This window comes from Pseudomonas fluorescens, assembly GCF_001708445.1.
GTDB classification, from domain to species: Bacteria; Pseudomonadota; Gammaproteobacteria; order Pseudomonadales; family Pseudomonadaceae; genus Aquipseudomonas; species Aquipseudomonas gorinensis.
Map to the genome: position 1 here is coordinate 4,075,990 of NZ_CP015637.1, position 14,609 is coordinate 4,090,598.

13 protein-coding genes are annotated in these 14,609 nt (G+C 59.6%); 9 read left to right on the forward strand and 4 right to left on the reverse strand.

The genetic code is table 11. The annotated features are described in order from the left end of the window. The first annotated feature begins 111 nt into the window (after nt 1–111). Entirely contained in the window at nt 112–1,368 is a 1,257-nt protein-coding gene (gene icd / locus A7317_RS17955) for an NADP-dependent isocitrate dehydrogenase (RefSeq protein WP_024076166.1), read from the forward strand. A gap of 91 nt (nt 1,369–1,459) precedes the next feature. Here icd and cspD read toward each other — a convergent pair whose 3' ends face one another. Further along, nucleotides 1,460–1,738, reverse strand: a complete 279-nt coding sequence (gene cspD / locus A7317_RS17960; RefSeq protein WP_024076165.1) for a cold shock domain-containing protein CspD — start codon at nt 1,736–1,738, stop codon at nt 1,460–1,462. A 224-nt stretch (nt 1,739–1,962) separates the two neighbouring features. Between cspD and clpS the strand changes: the two genes are divergently transcribed. Both clpS and clpA read left to right on the forward strand, forming a co-directional pair. Further along, nucleotides 1,963–2,331: an ATP-dependent Clp protease adapter ClpS gene (clpS, locus tag A7317_RS17965; RefSeq protein WP_010567912.1), complete on the forward strand. Its 369-nt coding sequence runs from the start codon at nt 1,963–1,965 to the stop codon at nt 2,329–2,331. 29 nt (nt 2,332–2,360) lie between these two features. Beyond that, on the forward strand, nt 2,361–4,631 hold the full coding sequence (gene clpA / locus A7317_RS17970; RefSeq protein ID WP_024076164.1) for an ATP-dependent Clp protease ATP-binding subunit ClpA: 2,271 nt from the start codon (nt 2,361–2,363) through the stop codon (nt 4,629–4,631). Nucleotides 4,632–4,814: 183 nt separating this feature from the next. Here clpA and infA read toward each other — a convergent pair whose 3' ends face one another. The 3 genes from infA to aat form a co-directional block, all read right to left on the reverse strand. Continuing rightward, entirely contained in the window at nt 4,815–5,033 is a 219-nt protein-coding gene (infA, locus tag A7317_RS17975) for a translation initiation factor IF-1 (RefSeq protein WP_002553999.1), read from the reverse strand. Nucleotides 5,034–5,133: 100 nt separating this feature from the next. Next, entirely contained in the window at nt 5,134–5,841 is a 708-nt protein-coding gene (locus A7317_RS17980) for an arginyltransferase (RefSeq protein ID WP_069076502.1), read from the reverse strand. Nucleotides 5,842–5,896: 55 nt separating this feature from the next. Beyond that, nucleotides 5,897–6,577 (reverse strand): leucyl/phenylalanyl-tRNA--protein transferase, encoded by a 681-nt coding sequence (gene aat, locus A7317_RS17985; protein ID WP_069076503.1) that lies wholly within the window; start codon nt 6,575–6,577, stop codon nt 5,897–5,899. A 497-nt stretch (nt 6,578–7,074) separates the two neighbouring features. Between aat and ftsK the strand changes: the two genes are divergently transcribed. Genes ftsK through cysG form a run of 6 tightly spaced genes read left to right on the forward strand, consistent with a single transcriptional unit; the run spans nt 7,075 to nt 14,575 of the window. Beyond that, entirely contained in the window at nt 7,075–9,480 is a 2,406-nt protein-coding gene (gene ftsK, locus A7317_RS17990) for a DNA translocase FtsK (RefSeq protein WP_024076161.1), read from the forward strand. 55 nt (nt 9,481–9,535) lie between these two features. Then, nucleotides 9,536–10,159: an outer membrane lipoprotein chaperone LolA gene (lolA, locus tag A7317_RS17995; protein WP_069076504.1), complete on the forward strand. Its 624-nt coding sequence runs from the start codon at nt 9,536–9,538 to the stop codon at nt 10,157–10,159. A gap of 27 nt (nt 10,160–10,186) precedes the next feature. Then, complete coding sequence (locus tag A7317_RS18000) at nt 10,187–11,509, forward strand: replication-associated recombination protein A (RefSeq protein WP_024076159.1); 1,323 nt, start codon at nt 10,187–10,189, stop codon at nt 11,507–11,509. After that, nucleotides 11,509–11,883 carry a fluoride efflux transporter CrcB gene (gene crcB, locus A7317_RS18005; protein ID WP_024076158.1) on the forward strand — a complete coding sequence of 125 codons (375 nt, stop codon included), beginning with the start codon at nt 11,509–11,511 and terminating at the stop codon, nt 11,881–11,883. Before A7317_RS18000 ends, crcB begins: the two co-directional genes overlap by 1 nt. A 16-nt stretch (nt 11,884–11,899) precedes the next feature. Further along, on the forward strand, nt 11,900–13,180 hold the full coding sequence (gene serS, locus A7317_RS18010; RefSeq protein ID WP_024076157.1) for a serine--tRNA ligase: 1,281 nt from the start codon (nt 11,900–11,902) through the stop codon (nt 13,178–13,180). Further along, entirely contained in the window at nt 13,181–14,575 is a 1,395-nt protein-coding gene (gene cysG, locus A7317_RS18015; RefSeq protein ID WP_024076156.1) for a siroheme synthase CysG, read from the forward strand. It begins immediately after the preceding gene. Nucleotides 14,576–14,609 lie beyond the last annotated feature (34 nt).

Consider the following 14,609-nt stretch of genomic DNA (forward strand, 5'->3'; position numbering starts at 1 on the left):
ACTAAATGTGCTGTTTTCGATGCAAATGAGCATGGCGCGAGGTTTCAGTCGCCATTTATCTGGAGTAGGCTCGAACGCAGCCAGATGTTCAATCCATAGATGGAGTTCAGCATGGGATACAAGAAGATTCAGGTTCCGGCAGTCGGCGAAAAAATCACCGTCAATCCAGACCATTCTCTCAATGTTCCTGACCAACCGATCATCCCTTATATCGAAGGTGACGGTATTGGCGTCGACATCAGCCCGGTGATGATCAAGGTAGTCGACGCGGCTGTTGAAAAAGCCTACGGCGGCAAGCGCAAAATCTCGTGGATGGAGGTGTACGCCGGCGAAAAGGCGACCCAAGTCTACGACCAGGACACCTGGCTGCCCCAGGAGACCCTGGATGCGGTCAAGGATTACGTGGTGTCCATCAAGGGCCCGCTGACCACTCCAGTCGGTGGTGGTATCCGTTCATTGAACGTAGCCCTGCGCCAGCAACTCGACCTGTATGTGTGCCTGCGTCCGGTGCGCTGGTTCGAGGGTGTACCGAGTCCGGTCAAGAAGCCCGGTGACGTGGATATGACCATCTTCCGTGAAAACTCCGAAGATATTTACGCCGGCATCGAGTGGAAAGCCGGCTCGCCGGAAGCCATCAAGGTGATCAAGTTCCTCAAGGAAGAAATGGGTGTCACCAAGATCCGTTTCGATCAGGATTGCGGCATTGGTATCAAGCCGGTATCGCTGGAGGGCACCAAGCGCCTGGCGCGCAAGGCCCTGCAATATGTGGTGGATAACGACCGCGACTCGCTGACCATCGTGCACAAAGGCAACATCATGAAGTTCACCGAAGGTGCCTTCAAGGAATGGGCCTACGAAGTGGCGGCTGAAGAGTTCGGTGCCACCCTGCTTGATGGTGGCCCGTGGATGCAGTTCAAGAACCCCAAGACCGGCAAGAATGTGGTGGTCAAGGATGCCATTGCCGACGCGATGCTCCAGCAGATCCTGCTGCGTCCGGCTGAATATGACGTGATCGCGACGCTTAACCTGAACGGCGACTACTTGTCCGACGCCCTGGCGGCGGAGGTGGGTGGTATCGGTATTGCGCCGGGCGCCAACCTGTCCGACACCGTGGCCATGTTCGAGGCCACCCACGGGACTGCGCCCAAGTATGCGGGCAAGGACCAGGTCAACCCGGGCTCATTGATCCTGTCGGCAGAAATGATGCTGCGCCATATGGGTTGGACCGAGGCGGCCGACCTGATCATCAAGGGCACCAATGGCGCTATCTCGGCCAAGACCGTGACCTATGACTTCGAGCGCTTGATGGAAGGTGCCAAGCTGGTCTCTTCGTCAGGCTTTGGTGATGCGCTGATTTCGCATATGTAGGTGTAGGGCTCAGGCAACAAAAAACGGCCGCCCCGATTTGACTGGGTGGCCGTTTTTTTTATCGCAATTTGCTCGCTCGGCAGCCGATGGTTCAGGCCGTTTGTTTCTTTTCTTTATGAGCGTGCGGGGCTGCGGGTTTTTCCAGTGTTTCCGCTTTCACTGGTTCGATCTTCACGGCGTGCAGCCCTTTCGGTCCTTGAATGATTTCAAAGCTCACAGCTTGGCCCGCTTTCAGCGTTTTATAGCCATCCATTATGATCGCTGAATAATGCGCAAAAAGGTCCTCGGTTTTTCCATCCTCCTGCACAAAGCCATATCCTTTGGCGTTGTTGAACCACTTGACCTTGCCATTGATCTTGACGCCAGACATACACATTTCCTTCTGCACCAGACTCCATCACTGGAGTATCATCCAGTTTATCCGTCCTAACCCGAATAAATAAGGTTGACTGCGCGGACCTTTTTTACCCACTGTGGGTTCTATTGGTTGTAACACCGTTTTGCCGATAGTCAAGGCGACCGTATAGTCAGAGTTGAAATTCTGACAGCTCGCCCCCACCACTGTATTTGAACCACTGACGAACCTTTCTTTCCATGCATGCAATCAGCCAGATTCGACTAACATTCAATCAGGATCGACCGGATCACGAACACGATGACGACGGTTCTGCAGGCATTGCTGTTCAGGAGGCCAAGCCTGCTTTACAGGCGCCGCCGATGTACAAGGTGGTTTTGTTCAATGATGACTACACACCGATGGATTTCGTGGTCGAAGTGCTCGAGGTGTTTTTTAACCTGAACCGCGAGTTGGCGACCAAGGTAATGCTGGCCGTTCACACAGAAGGACGGGCAGTATGTGGAGTGTTTACCCGCGACATCGCCGAGACAAAGGCCATGCAGGTCAACCAGTACGCCAGGGAAAGCCAGCATCCGCTACTCTGTGAAATCGAGAAGGACGGTTAACGCCGACCACTTGGGTATGAGGTGAAGCTATGTTAAACCGCGAGCTCGAAGTCACCCTCAATCTTGCCTTCAAGGAGGCTCGTTCGAAGCGTCATGAATTCATGACCGTCGAGCACCTGCTGCTGGCACTTTTGGATAACGAAGCTGCCGCCACCGTATTGCGTGCGTGCGGCGCCAACCTCGACAAACTCAAGCATGACCTGCAGGAGTTTATCGACTCCACCACGCCACTGATCCCCGTGCATGACGAGGACCGCGAAACCCAGCCAACCCTGGGCTTCCAGCGGGTGTTGCAGCGTGCTGTTTTCCACGTACAGAGCTCCGGCAAGCGTGAAGTCACGGGCGCCAACGTGCTTGTGGCGATCTTCAGCGAACAGGAAAGCCAGGCGGTATTCCTGCTCAAGCAACAGAGCGTTGCCCGTATTGATGTCGTCAACTATATCGCCCACGGTATCTCCAAGGTGCCTGGGCACGGCGATCATTCCGAGGGTGAGCAGGAAATGCAGGATGACGAGGGCGGTGAGTCTTCTTCTTCGGGCAATCCACTGGATGCCTATGCCAGCAACCTCAATGAATTGGCGCGCCAGGGGCGGATCGATCCGCTGGTAGGGCGTGAGCTTGAGGTGGAGCGTGTCGCGCAGATCCTCGCGCGCCGTCGCAAGAACAACCCGCTGCTGGTGGGTGAGGCGGGTGTCGGTAAAACCGCGATCGCCGAAGGCCTGGCCAAGCGCATCGTCGATAACCAGGTGCCAGACCTGCTGGCCAACAGCGTTGTCTATTCACTGGACCTGGGCGCGTTGCTCGCGGGCACCAAGTACCGTGGCGATTTCGAGAAGCGCTTCAAGGCTTTGCTTGGCGAATTGAAAAAACGCCCGCAGGCGATCCTGTTCATTGATGAGATCCACACGATCATTGGTGCCGGTGCGGCGTCCGGTGGGGTGATGGATGCGTCCAACCTGCTCAAGCCTCTGCTGTCGTCGGGTGACATTCGCTGCATCGGTTCGACCACGTTCCAGGAATTCCGTGGGATCTTCGAGAAAGATCGCGCACTGGCGCGTCGCTTCCAGAAAGTCGACGTATCCGAGCCTTCGGTTGAAGACACCATCGGCATCCTGCGCGGGCTCAAGGGGCGTTTCGAGGCGCACCACGGCATCGAGTACACCGATGAAGCATTGCGGGCGGCGGCTGAGCTGGCATCGCGCTATATCAATGACCGTCACATGCCGGACAAGGCGATCGATGTGATCGATGAGGCGGGTGCTTATCAGCGTCTGCAGCCGGTCGAGAAGCGGGTGAAGCGCATCGACGTGGCCCAGGTCGAGGATATCGTGGCGAAAATTGCGCGGATTCCGCCAAAACACGTCACCAGCTCCGACAAGGAACTGCTGCGTAATCTGGAACGTGACCTCAAGCTCACCGTTTTCGGCCAGGATGCGGCCATCGACTCGCTGTCCACCGCGATCAAGCTGTCGCGTGCGGGCCTCAAGTCGCCGGACAAGCCTGTCGGTTCGTTCCTGTTCGCCGGCCCTACCGGCGTCGGCAAGACCGAGGCTGCGCGGCAGTTGGCCAAGGCCATGGGGATCGAGTTGGTGCGGTTCGACATGTCCGAGTACATGGAGCGTCACACCGTGTCGCGCCTGATCGGTGCGCCTCCAGGCTATGTTGGCTTCGACCAGGGCGGCCTGTTGACCGAGGCAATCACCAAGCAGCCGCATTGCGTATTGTTGCTCGATGAAATCGAGAAGGCTCACCCGGAAGTCTTCAACCTGCTGCTGCAGGTCATGGATCACGGGACCCTGACCGACAACAACGGGCGCAAGGCGGACTTCCGCAATGTGATCGTGATCATGACTACCAACGCCGGTGCTGAAACGGCTGCGCGGGCTTCGATCGGCTTTACGCATCAGGATCACTCGTCCGATGCGATGGAAGTCATCAAGAAGAGCTTTACGCCGGAGTTCCGCAACCGCTTGGACACTATTATCCAGTTTGGTCGCCTCAGCCATGAGGTCATCAAAAGCGTGGTGGACAAGTTCCTTACCGAGCTTCAAGCGCAGTTGGAAGACAAGCGCGTGCAGTTGGACGTAACGGACGCGGCGCGCAATTGGCTGGCAGAGGGTGGTTACGACGCGGCAATGGGTGCACGCCCAATGGCACGTCTGATCCAGGACAAGATCAAGCGGCCATTGGCCGAAGAGATCCTGTTTGGCGAATTGTCCGACCATGGTGGCGTGGTGCATATCGACCTGAAGGACGGCGAGCTGACCTTCGAGTTCGAAACCACGGCTGAAATGGCCTGATCGATAGCTGCAGGCGCCAATGTGGGAGGGGGCTTGCCCCCGATAGCAGTGTTTCAGTCGCTACATGAGTGGCTGATCTACCGCCATCGGGGGCAAGCCCCCTCCCACATTTGGTTTTGGCGCTTGGTAAATAGCACGCACACAAAAACGCCCGGCATAACCGGGCGTTTTGTATTGACTTGATTAGCGAGCGCGGTAAGTGATGCGCCCTTTGCTCAAGTCATAGGGCGTCAGCTCGACGCGCACTTTGTCACCGGTAAGAATACGAATGTAGTTCTTGCGCATCTTGCCGGAGATATGCGCGGTTACGACGTGCCCATTTTCCAACTCCACACGAAACATGGTGTTGGGCAGGGTGTCGACGACAGTGCCTTCCATTTCGAAGCTGTCTTCTTTCGACATGCAGTAAAGCCCTCGGTATCCAGTGAATGGCCCGGTGCAACTGCGCCAGGCAAAAGCGGCGTGCATTGTGCCCGAAAAAGGGTGTTTAAGCCAAGGGGTTCTAGTTAAGCGTGACCCATCTTTGATTAATTAGCAGTTCAATGGGCCGATATTGGGTCTTGTAGTTCATCTTTTTGCAGTTTTTGATCCAGTAGCCCAGGTACACCGCCTCCAGTTCCAGGCGTAGGGCTTCGCCGATTTGCCAGAGGATCGCGAAACGTCCCAGGCTGCGACGTTCCTCGTCCGGCTCATAGAAGGTATAGACCGCCGACAGGCCGTTGGGCAGCAGGTCGGTCACGGCGACGGCCAGCAGGCGGCCGTCGAGGCGAAACTCGTAGAAGCGCGAGAAGGGCAGGTCGCGCACCAGGAACGTGGAAAATTGGTCGCGGCTGGGGGGGAACATATCGCCGTCGGCATGGCGTTGTTCAATGTAGCGCTGATACAGGTCGAAGTATTCTTCGCTGAATCGAGGCTTGCTCGCGGTGACAGTCAGGTCGGCATTGCGCTTGAGGATGCGCTTCTGGTTACGATCGGGTAAAAACTGCGCCACCGGGATGCGTGCCGGCACGCAGGCATTACAGTTCTGGCAGTGGGGCCGGTAGAGGTGATCGCCGCTGCGCCGAAAACCCATTTCCGAAAGGTCGGCATACACATGCACATCCATCGGCTGGCTGGGGTCGAGGAACAGGGTGGTGGCCTGTTCGTCTGGCAGATAGCTGCAAGAGTGGGCTTGAGTGGCATAAAACTTCAAACGCGCCAGCTCGGTCATGATCAACCCTCGGATAAGCTTTGAAATAAGTGTAAGCCAGGTGCGCGGATGTCGCCTAGGAAACCCACGGCCCAGAGCTGGGTTGATCCAAGTGGTCGTGCAGGAAGCCGGCGAACTCGCTGCGGGGGATGGCGCGGGCGCCCAGGCTGTGCAGGTGATCATTGGGCATCTGGCAGTCGATCAGCACAAACCCCCAGGCCTGCAATTGACGGGTCAGCGTGACGAAGCCAAATTTCGAGGCGTTGTCAGCGCGGCTGAACATGGACTCGCCAAAAAAAAGCTGGCCCATCGCCAGGCCATACAGCCCGCCCACCAGCTCTCCGTTGTCCCATACCTCCACGGAGTGCGCATAACCGCGTTTGTGCAGCGCCTGGTAGGCGTTCTGGATGCCTTCGGTGATCCAGGTGCCATCGGCGTAGGCGCGGGGTGCGGCGCAGGCCTGGATGACCGCTGCGAAGTCCTGGTCGAACGTCACGGTATAACGCTGTTGGCGCAATAATTTGCCCAGGCTGCGGGATACGTGCAGCTCGTCCGGAAAAATCACGGTGCGCGGGTCCGGCGACCACCACAGGATCGGCTGGCCTTCCGAGAACCATGGAAAGCAGCCATGGCGGTAGGCCTGGATCAATCGTTCGGCCGACAGGTCGCCACCGGCGGCGAGCAGGCCGTTGGGTTCGCGCATGGCTTTGGCCAGCGGCGGGAAGGTCAGGGTATTGCGTTGCAACCAGGTCAGCATGGCATCCAGGCTTACGGAAGGGGAGGGGAGTGGCAGGCATGTTGCCTGCCCCAAGGGGGTGATTATTGTCGACCCAGCGCCATGGGGCCAGTCCGAATCGGCCATTGGCGTGGATTAACGTGAGCGGAAGGTTCTGCAACTCTGTGCGCGAGGTGTGGTCGTAATCGGGTCTGGCCGATGCAGGCCATTTGCCAAGCTTGCCTGGATTGGCAAAAACAGCTCATAAGCCTTTGTCAGCAAAGACAATGCATGCTCAAATTGAACATGGTGTGACACACAATTGGCTATGCTGCCTGAAGAAAGGCAAGTGGCGTGGCATCGGGGGCACAAACCCGTACAATGCGGCCATTGTGGCGTTATCGCCGTTTCGTGAATCAGTCACGGAATGTTAAAAGTAAATTCAACAATGTTCGTTCATTTTTCAACTGCTCGGATTGAGCGGTAGTGTGCAGTCATTCAACAGATGGACGCGCTGAAGGCGCAGGAAAAGACCCGTTTTGAAGAAATCCACCGCGACACCCAAGACAGTCGTGCCGGCCTGGCGCCAGCACCTGCACTATCGACTCAAGGAAGGTGCGCTGATCGCTATCGGTGCGTTGTGCCTGTTCCTGATGATGGCCTTGCTCACCTATGGCAAGGACGATCCGGGTTGGAGCCACAACAGCAAGATCGAAGACGTGCAGAATTTCGGTGGGCCTGCCGGTTCCTACAGCGCCGATATCCTGTTCATGGTATTGGGCTACTTCGCTTATATCTTCCCGCTGTTGCTGGCGATCAAGACCTGGCAGATCTTCCGCCAGCGTCATGAGCCGTGGCAGTGGAGTGGCTGGCTGTTTTCCTGGCGGCTGATCGGCCTGGTGTTCCTGGTGCTGTCCGGCGCGGCGCTGGCTCATATCCATTTCCACGCGCCCACCGGCCTGCCGGCGGGCGCGGGTGGCGCATTGGGCGAAAGCCTCGGCGACCTGGCGCGCAAGACCCTGAACATCCAGGGCAGCACCCTGATGTTTATCGCATTGTTCCTGTTCGGCCTCACGGTGTTCACCGACCTGTCATGGTTCAAGGTGATGGACGTGACCGGCAAGATCACCCTTGACCTGCTGGAACTGTTCCAAGGCGCTGCCAACCGCTGGTGGGCGGCCCGGGTCGATCGCAAGCGCATGGTCGCGCAACTGCGTGAGGTGGACACCCGCGTCAACGAAGTGGTCGCGCCGAGTACGCCGGATCGCCGCGAGCAAGCCAAGGTCAAGGAACGCTTGATCGAGCGCGAGCAGGCCCTGAGCAAGCACATGTCGGACCGTGAGAAACAGGTGCCACCGGTGATCGCCCCTGCGCCGACCAAGGCCCCGGAGCCGAGCCATCGCGTCCAGAAAGAGAAGCAGGCCCCCTTGTTTGTCGACAGCGCGGTCGAAGGCACCTTGCCACCGATCTCGATTCTCGACCCGGCCGAAAAGAAACAACTCAATTATTCCCCTGAGTCCCTGGCGGCCGTCGGCCACCTGCTGGAAATCAAGCTCAAGGAATTTGGCGTCGAGGTATCGGTGGATTCGATCCACCCCGGCCCGGTGATTACCCGTTACGAAATCCAGCCCGCCGCTGGCGTCAAGGTCAGCCGCATTTCCAACCTGGCCAAGGACCTGGCGCGCTCCCTGGCCGTGACCAGCGTGCGCGTGGTGGAAGTTATTCCCGGCAAGACCACCGTGGGTATCGAGATTCCCAACGAAGACCGCCAGATCGTGCGCTTCTCCGAGGTGCTGTCGACGCCGGAGTACGACAACTTCAAATCGCCGGTGACCTTGGCTCTGGGCCATGATATCGGCGGCAAGCCGGTGATCACCGACCTGGCCAAGATGCCTCACCTGCTGGTGGCCGGTACCACCGGTTCCGGTAAGTCGGTGGGTGTGAACGCGATGATCCTGTCGATCCTGTTCAAGTCCGGCCCGGAAGACGCCAAGCTGATCATGATCGACCCGAAAATGTTGGAATTGTCGATCTACGAAGGCATTCCACACCTGCTTTGCCCGGTAGTCACCGACATGAAGGACGCCGCCAACGCCCTGCGTTGGAGCGTGGCCGAGATGGAGCGCCGCTACAAGCTGATGGCGAAGATGGGCGTGCGTAACCTGTCGGGCTTCAACGCCAAGGTCAAGGAAGCCCAGGATGCCGGCACGCCGTTGACCGACCCGCTGTACAAGCGCGAAAGCATCCACGACGAAGCGCCCTTGCTGAGCAAGCTGCCGACCATCGTGGTGGTAGTCGATGAATTTGCCGACATGATGATGATCGTCGGCAAGAAGGTCGAAGAACTGATCGCACGTATTGCCCAGAAAGCGCGTGCGGCCGGTATCCACTTGATCCTCGCCACCCAGCGTCCTTCGGTGGATGTGATCACCGGCCTGATCAAGGCCAACATTCCGACCCGGATGGCGTTCCAGGTTTCCAGCAAGATCGACTCGCGTACCATCATCGACCAGGGCGGCGCCGAGCAATTGCTGGGGCACGGTGACATGCTCTACATGCCGCCGGGCACCAGCCTGCCGATCCGGGTCCACGGCGCCTTCGTTTCCGACGACGAAGTGCATCGCGTGGTGGAAGCCTGGAAACTGCGCGGCGCGCCGGAGTACAACGATGACATCCTCGCCGGTGTCGAAGAGGCCGGCAGCGGCTTCGACGGTGGCAGCGGCGGCGGTGACGATGATGCCGAAACCGATGCGCTGTACGACGAGGCCGTGGCGTTCGTGCTGGAAAGTCGTCGCGCCTCGATCTCCGCGGTGCAGCGCAAGCTGAAGATCGGCTACAACCGCGCCGCCCGTATGATCGAGGCCATGGAAAACGCTGGCGTCGTCACCGCAATGAACACCAACGGCTCGCGCGAAGTCATCGCTCCTGGGCAGATGCGCGACTGATCACGCGCCGCGTGGCATTACGCGGCGCGCCTTAAACGACTCAATGAGGACTCCCATGCGTCTTATCCGCATGCTGTTGTTGCCGGCACTGGCCCTGACTGCTGTCTCGGCCCACGCTGACCAGGCTTCCGTCGACAGCTTGAAAAACCTGTTGGACAAATCCCAGACCCTGACTGCGCGCTTCTCCCAGCTGACCCTGGATGCCGGTGGTACCCGGTTGCAGGAAACCGCGGGTGAGATGGCCGTGCAGCGTCCAGGCCTGTTTTACTGGCACACCGAAGGTAAGGCTGAACAGACCATCGTTTCCGACGGCAAGAAGGTCACGCTGTGGGATCCTGACCTGGAACAGGCGACCATCAAAAAGCTGGATCCGCGTCTGAGCCAGACTCCAGCTTTGTTGCTGTCGGGCGACGTGTCGGAAATCAACAAAAGCTTCGACATCACCTCCAAGCAAACCAGCAATGTGATCGAATTCACCCTCAAGCCGAAATCCAAGGACACGCTGTTTGACAGCCTGAACCTGTCGTTCGGCAACGGCATGATCAACAACATGCGCCTGATCGACAGTGTCGGCCAGCGTACCGATATCCTGTTCTCCGGGGTCAAGGCCAACCAGCCGGTACCGGCATCCAAGTTCAAGTTCGACATCCCCAAGGGTGCCGACGTGATCCAGGAATAACCTGCCTAGAGGTCTCAAGCGCTGCCCATGGATCTGTTTCGAAGTGACCCGATTGCCCAGCCCCTGGCCGCGCGCTTGCGCTCCACCAACCTGGATGAGTATGTCGGTCAAGAACACCTGCTCGCTCGCGGTAAGCCTCTGCGCGAAGCCCTGGAGCAGGGTGCGCTGCACTCGATGATTTTCTGGGGGCCGCCGGGCGTGGGTAAAACCACCCTGGCCAGGCTGCTGGCGAAGGTCTCCGACGCGCACTTTGAAACGGTCTCGGCGGTCCTGGCCGGGGTCAAGGAGATCCGCCAGGCCGTCGAGGTCGCCAAGCAGCAGGCCGGGCAATACGGTAAGCGCACCATCCTGTTCGTTGACGAAGTGCATCGCTTCAACAAGTCGCAGCAGGATGCATTTTTGCCTTATGTCGAAGATGGCACGCTGATCTTTATCGGGGCCACCACCGAGAACCCGTCCTTCGAATTGAACAACGCCTTGCTCTCTCGGGCGCGGGTCTATGTGCTCAAGAGCCTCGACGAAGCGGCGATGCGCAAGCTGCTGCATCGCGCCTTGAGCGAAGACAAGGGCTTGGGCAAGCGCCAGCTGAGCCTCAGTGACGAAGGCTTCAAGATCCTGCTGAGCGCTGCCGACGGCGACGGCCGACGTTTTCTCAACCTGTTGGAGAACGCCTCCGACCTGGCCGAAGACGGCAGCGAAATTGGCGTTGACCTGCTGCAAAGCCTGCTCGGCGATACCCGCCGCCGCTTCGACAAGGGTGGCGAAGCCTTCTATGACCAGATCTCCGCACTGCACAAGTCGGTACGTGGTTCCAACCCGGACGGCGCGCTGTACTGGTTCGCGCGGATGATCGATGGCGGGTGTGACCCGTTGTACCTGGCGCGCCGCGTGGTGCGCATGGCCAGCGAAGACATCGGCAACGCCGACCCGCGCGCCTTGAGCCTATGCCTGGCGGCCTGGGAGGTGCAGGAGCGCCTCGGTAGCCCTGAAGGCGAGTTGGCGGTGGCCCAAGCCATCACCTACCTGGCCTGCGCGCCAAAAAGCAACGCGGTGTACATGGGGTTCAAGTCGGCCCTGCGGGCCGCCGCCGAGCATGGTTCCCTCGAAGTACCGCTGCACCTGCGCAATGCCCCGACCAAACTGATGAAGCAACTGGGCTATGGCGATGAATATCGCTATGCCCACGATGAGCCGGACGCCTATGCCGCCGGCGAAGATTACTTCCCCGACGATCTGGAGCCGCAGCCGTTCTACCAGCCAGTGCCTCGCGGCCTGGAGCTGAAGATCGGTGAAAAGCTCAATCACCTCGCCCAACTCGATCGCCTCAGCCCAAAACAGCGGAGAAAGTAGTGCTCAAGACGATTCTTGCCGTGTCCGTTGCCGGCATCGCTGGTACATTATTGCGTTTCGCCACCGGTACTTGGGTAAACGCCAATTGGCCGAAGCATTTTTATGCGGCGACCCTGGCCGTCAACCTGGTGGGTTGCCTGATCATTGGGCTGTTGTACGGCTGGTTCCTGTTGCGCCCGGAAGTGCCGATTGAAATTCGGGCCGGCTTGATTGTCGGCTTTGTAGGCGGTCTGACGACCTTTTCATCCTTTTCACTGGATACGCTGCGCCTGCTGGAAAGCGGGCAGGCCCTGGTCGCCTTCGGGTACCTGGGCATCAGCGTGTTCGGCGGGCTGCTCGCCACCTGGGCCGGCCTGTCCTTGACCAAACTTTGATAAACGAGAGAACGACATGCTCGATTCCAAACTGTTACGTAGCAACCTTCAGGACGTAGCGGACCGCCTGGCATCCCGTGGCTTTGCCTTGGATGTTGCGCGCATCGAAGCGCTGGAAGAACAGCGCAAGACCGTCCAGACCCGCACTGAAGCACTGCAGGCTGAGCGTAATGCGCGTTCCAAATCCATCGGTCAGGCCAAGCAGCGCGGCGAAGACATCGCGCCGTTGATGGCCGATGTCGAGCGCATGGGCACCGAGCTGTCCGACGGTAAAATCGAGCTGGAGAAGATTCAGGGCGAGCTGGATTCAATCCTGCTGGGTATTCCCAACCTGCCGCACGAGTCCGTGCCGGTGGGCGCCGATGAAGACGGCAACGTCGAAGTGCGCCGCTGGGGCACGCCGAAAACCTTTGATTTCGAGATCAAGGACCATGTCGCCCTGGGCGAACTGAGCGGTGGCCTGGATTTCGAAACCGCCGCCAAGCTGTCCGGCGCGCGCTTCGCCCTGCTGCGTGGACCGATCGCGCGCCTGCACCGTGCCCTGGCGCAGTTCATGATCAACTTGCACACCGGCGAGCACGGTTACGAAGAGGCGTACACGCCTTACCTGGTTCAGGCGCCGGCCCTGCAGGGGACTGGGCAACTGCCGAAGTTCGAAGAAGACCTGTTCAAGATCGGTCGCGATGGCGAAGCCGACTTGTACCTGATCCCGACCGCCGAAGTGTCGCTGACCAATATCGTGGCCGGCGAGATCCTCGACGCCAAGCAACTGCCGATCAAGTTTGTCGCACACACGCCGTGCTTTCGCAGTGAGGCCGGTGCATCGGGTCGCGATACCCGCGGCATGATTCGCCAGCACCAGTTCGACAAGGTCGAGATGGTGCAAGTGGTCGAGCCGTCGACCTCCATGGAAGCCCTCGAGGGGCTGACCGCCAACGCCGAACGCGTCCTGCAATTGCTGGAGCTGCCGTACCGCGTACTGGCGTTGTGCACCGGCGACATGGGCTTCAGCGCCGTGAAGACCTACGACCTCGAAGTATGGGTGCCCAGCCAGGACAAATACCGCGAGATTTCGTCGTGCTCCAACTGCGGTGATTTCCAGGCGCGTCGCATGCAGGCGCGTTTCCGCAACCCGGAAACTGGCAAGCCGGAACTGGTGCACACCCTCAACGGTTCGGGCCTGGCCGTTGGCCGCACCCTGGTGGCGGTGCTGGAAAACTACCAGCAGGCCGACGGCTCGATCCGTGTACCTGACGTGCTGAAGCCCTACATGGCGGGCATTGAGGTCATCGGCTAAATGGAATTTCTGCCGCTGTTTCATAACCTGCGCGGCAGTCGTGTGTTGGTCGTCGGTGGCGGGGAGATTGCCTTGCGCAAATCCCGGCTGCTGGCCGACGCCGGTGCGTTGCTGCGGGTGGTTGCTCCCCAGATTGAACCCCAGTTGCGTGAACTGGTGCTGGGCAGTGGCGGGGAGCTGATGTTGCGCGGTTATCAGGAGGCCGACCTTGAGGGGTGCACCCTGATCATCGCCGCGACGGATGACGAACCACTGAATGCGCAGGTGTCCAGTGATGCCAGGCGCCGTTGTGTGCCGGTCAACGTGGTGGATGCGCCGGCCTTGTGCAGCGTGATCTTCCCGGCGATTGTCGACCGTTCGCCCTTGGTGATCGCGGTGTCCAGCGGCGGCGACGCGCCGGTGCTGGCGCGCTTGATCCGCGCCAAGCTGGAAACCTGGATTCCGTCTACCTACGGCCAATTGGCCGGGTTGGCGGCGCGTTTCCGCGCCCAGGTCAAAGCCTTGTACCCGGATGTGCAGCAACGCCGCGCGTTCTGGGAGGAGGTGTTCCAAGGCCCGATTGCCGACCGGCAACTGGCCGGGCAGGGCGATGAGGCCGAGCGCCTGCTGATCGACAAGGTCAACGGTGCGCCGCCTTATGCGCCGGGTGAAGTCTATCTGGTCGGCGCTGGCCCGGGCGATCCGGACCTGCTGACCTTCCGCGCCTTACGCCTGATGCAACAAGCCGATGTGGTGCTGTATGACCGCCTGGTGGCGCCGGCGATTCTCGAGCTGTGTCGTCGCGATGCCGAGCGGGTATATGTCGGCAAGCGTCGCGCCGATCACGCCGTGCCCCAAGACCAGATCAACCAGCAATTGGTGGACCTGGCCAAGCAAGGCAAGCGCGTGTTGCGCCTCAAGGGGGGGGATCCGTTCATCTTTGGGCGGGGTGGCGAAGAAATCGAGGAACTGGCGGCCCATGGCATCCCGTTCCAGGTGGTGCCGGGAATTACCGCCGCCAGTGGTTGCGCGGCGTATGCCGGGATTCCGCTGACACACCGCGACTATGCGCAATCGGTACGCTTTATCACCGGGCACTTGAAGGACGGTACCTCGGACCTGCCTTGGCAGGACCTGGTGGGGCCTTCGCAGACGCTGGTGTTCTACATGGGCCTGATTGGCTTGCCGATCATCTGCGAGCAGTTGATCAAGCATGGTCGCGCGGCGGATACCCCGGCAGCGCTGATCCAGCAGGGCACTACCGCCAACCAGCGCGTGTTTACAGGCACCTTGGCTGACTTGCCGCGCATGGTAGCGGAGCATGAAGTGCATGCGCCGACGCTGGTGATTGTCGGTGAGGTAGTGGTGTTGCGTGAGAAGCTGAAGTGGTTTGAAGGCGCCCAGGCCCAGGTCTGAGCCTAAATGCATCGGGGGCAAGCCCCCTCCCACA

Coding starts and splice junctions, on each gene's coding strand:
- clpS (WP_010567912.1), top strand. CDS start 1,963: ATGCATGCAATCAGCCAGATTCGACTAACATTCAATCAGGATCGACCG.
- infA (WP_002553999.1), bottom strand. CDS start 5,033: ATGTCGAAAGAAGACAGCTTCGAAATGGAAGGCACTGTCGTCGACACC.
- lolA (WP_069076504.1), top strand. CDS start 9,536: ATGCGTCTTATCCGCATGCTGTTGTTGCCGGCACTGGCCCTGACTGCT.
- cspD (WP_024076165.1), bottom strand. CDS start 1,738: ATGTCTGGCGTCAAGATCAATGGCAAGGTCAAGTGGTTCAACAACGCC.
- A7317_RS18000 (WP_024076159.1), top strand. CDS start 10,187: ATGGATCTGTTTCGAAGTGACCCGATTGCCCAGCCCCTGGCCGCGCGC.
- serS (WP_024076157.1), top strand. CDS start 11,900: ATGCTCGATTCCAAACTGTTACGTAGCAACCTTCAGGACGTAGCGGAC.
- aat (WP_069076503.1), bottom strand. CDS start 6,577: ATGCTGACCTGGTTGCAACGCAATACCCTGACCTTCCCGCCGCTGGCC.
- A7317_RS17980 (WP_069076502.1), bottom strand. CDS start 5,841: ATGACCGAGCTGGCGCGTTTGAAGTTTTATGCCACTCAAGCCCACTCT.
- cysG (WP_024076156.1), top strand. CDS start 13,181: ATGGAATTTCTGCCGCTGTTTCATAACCTGCGCGGCAGTCGTGTGTTG.
- icd (WP_024076166.1), top strand. CDS start 112: ATGGGATACAAGAAGATTCAGGTTCCGGCAGTCGGCGAAAAAATCACC.
- clpA (WP_024076164.1), top strand. CDS start 2,361: ATGTTAAACCGCGAGCTCGAAGTCACCCTCAATCTTGCCTTCAAGGAG.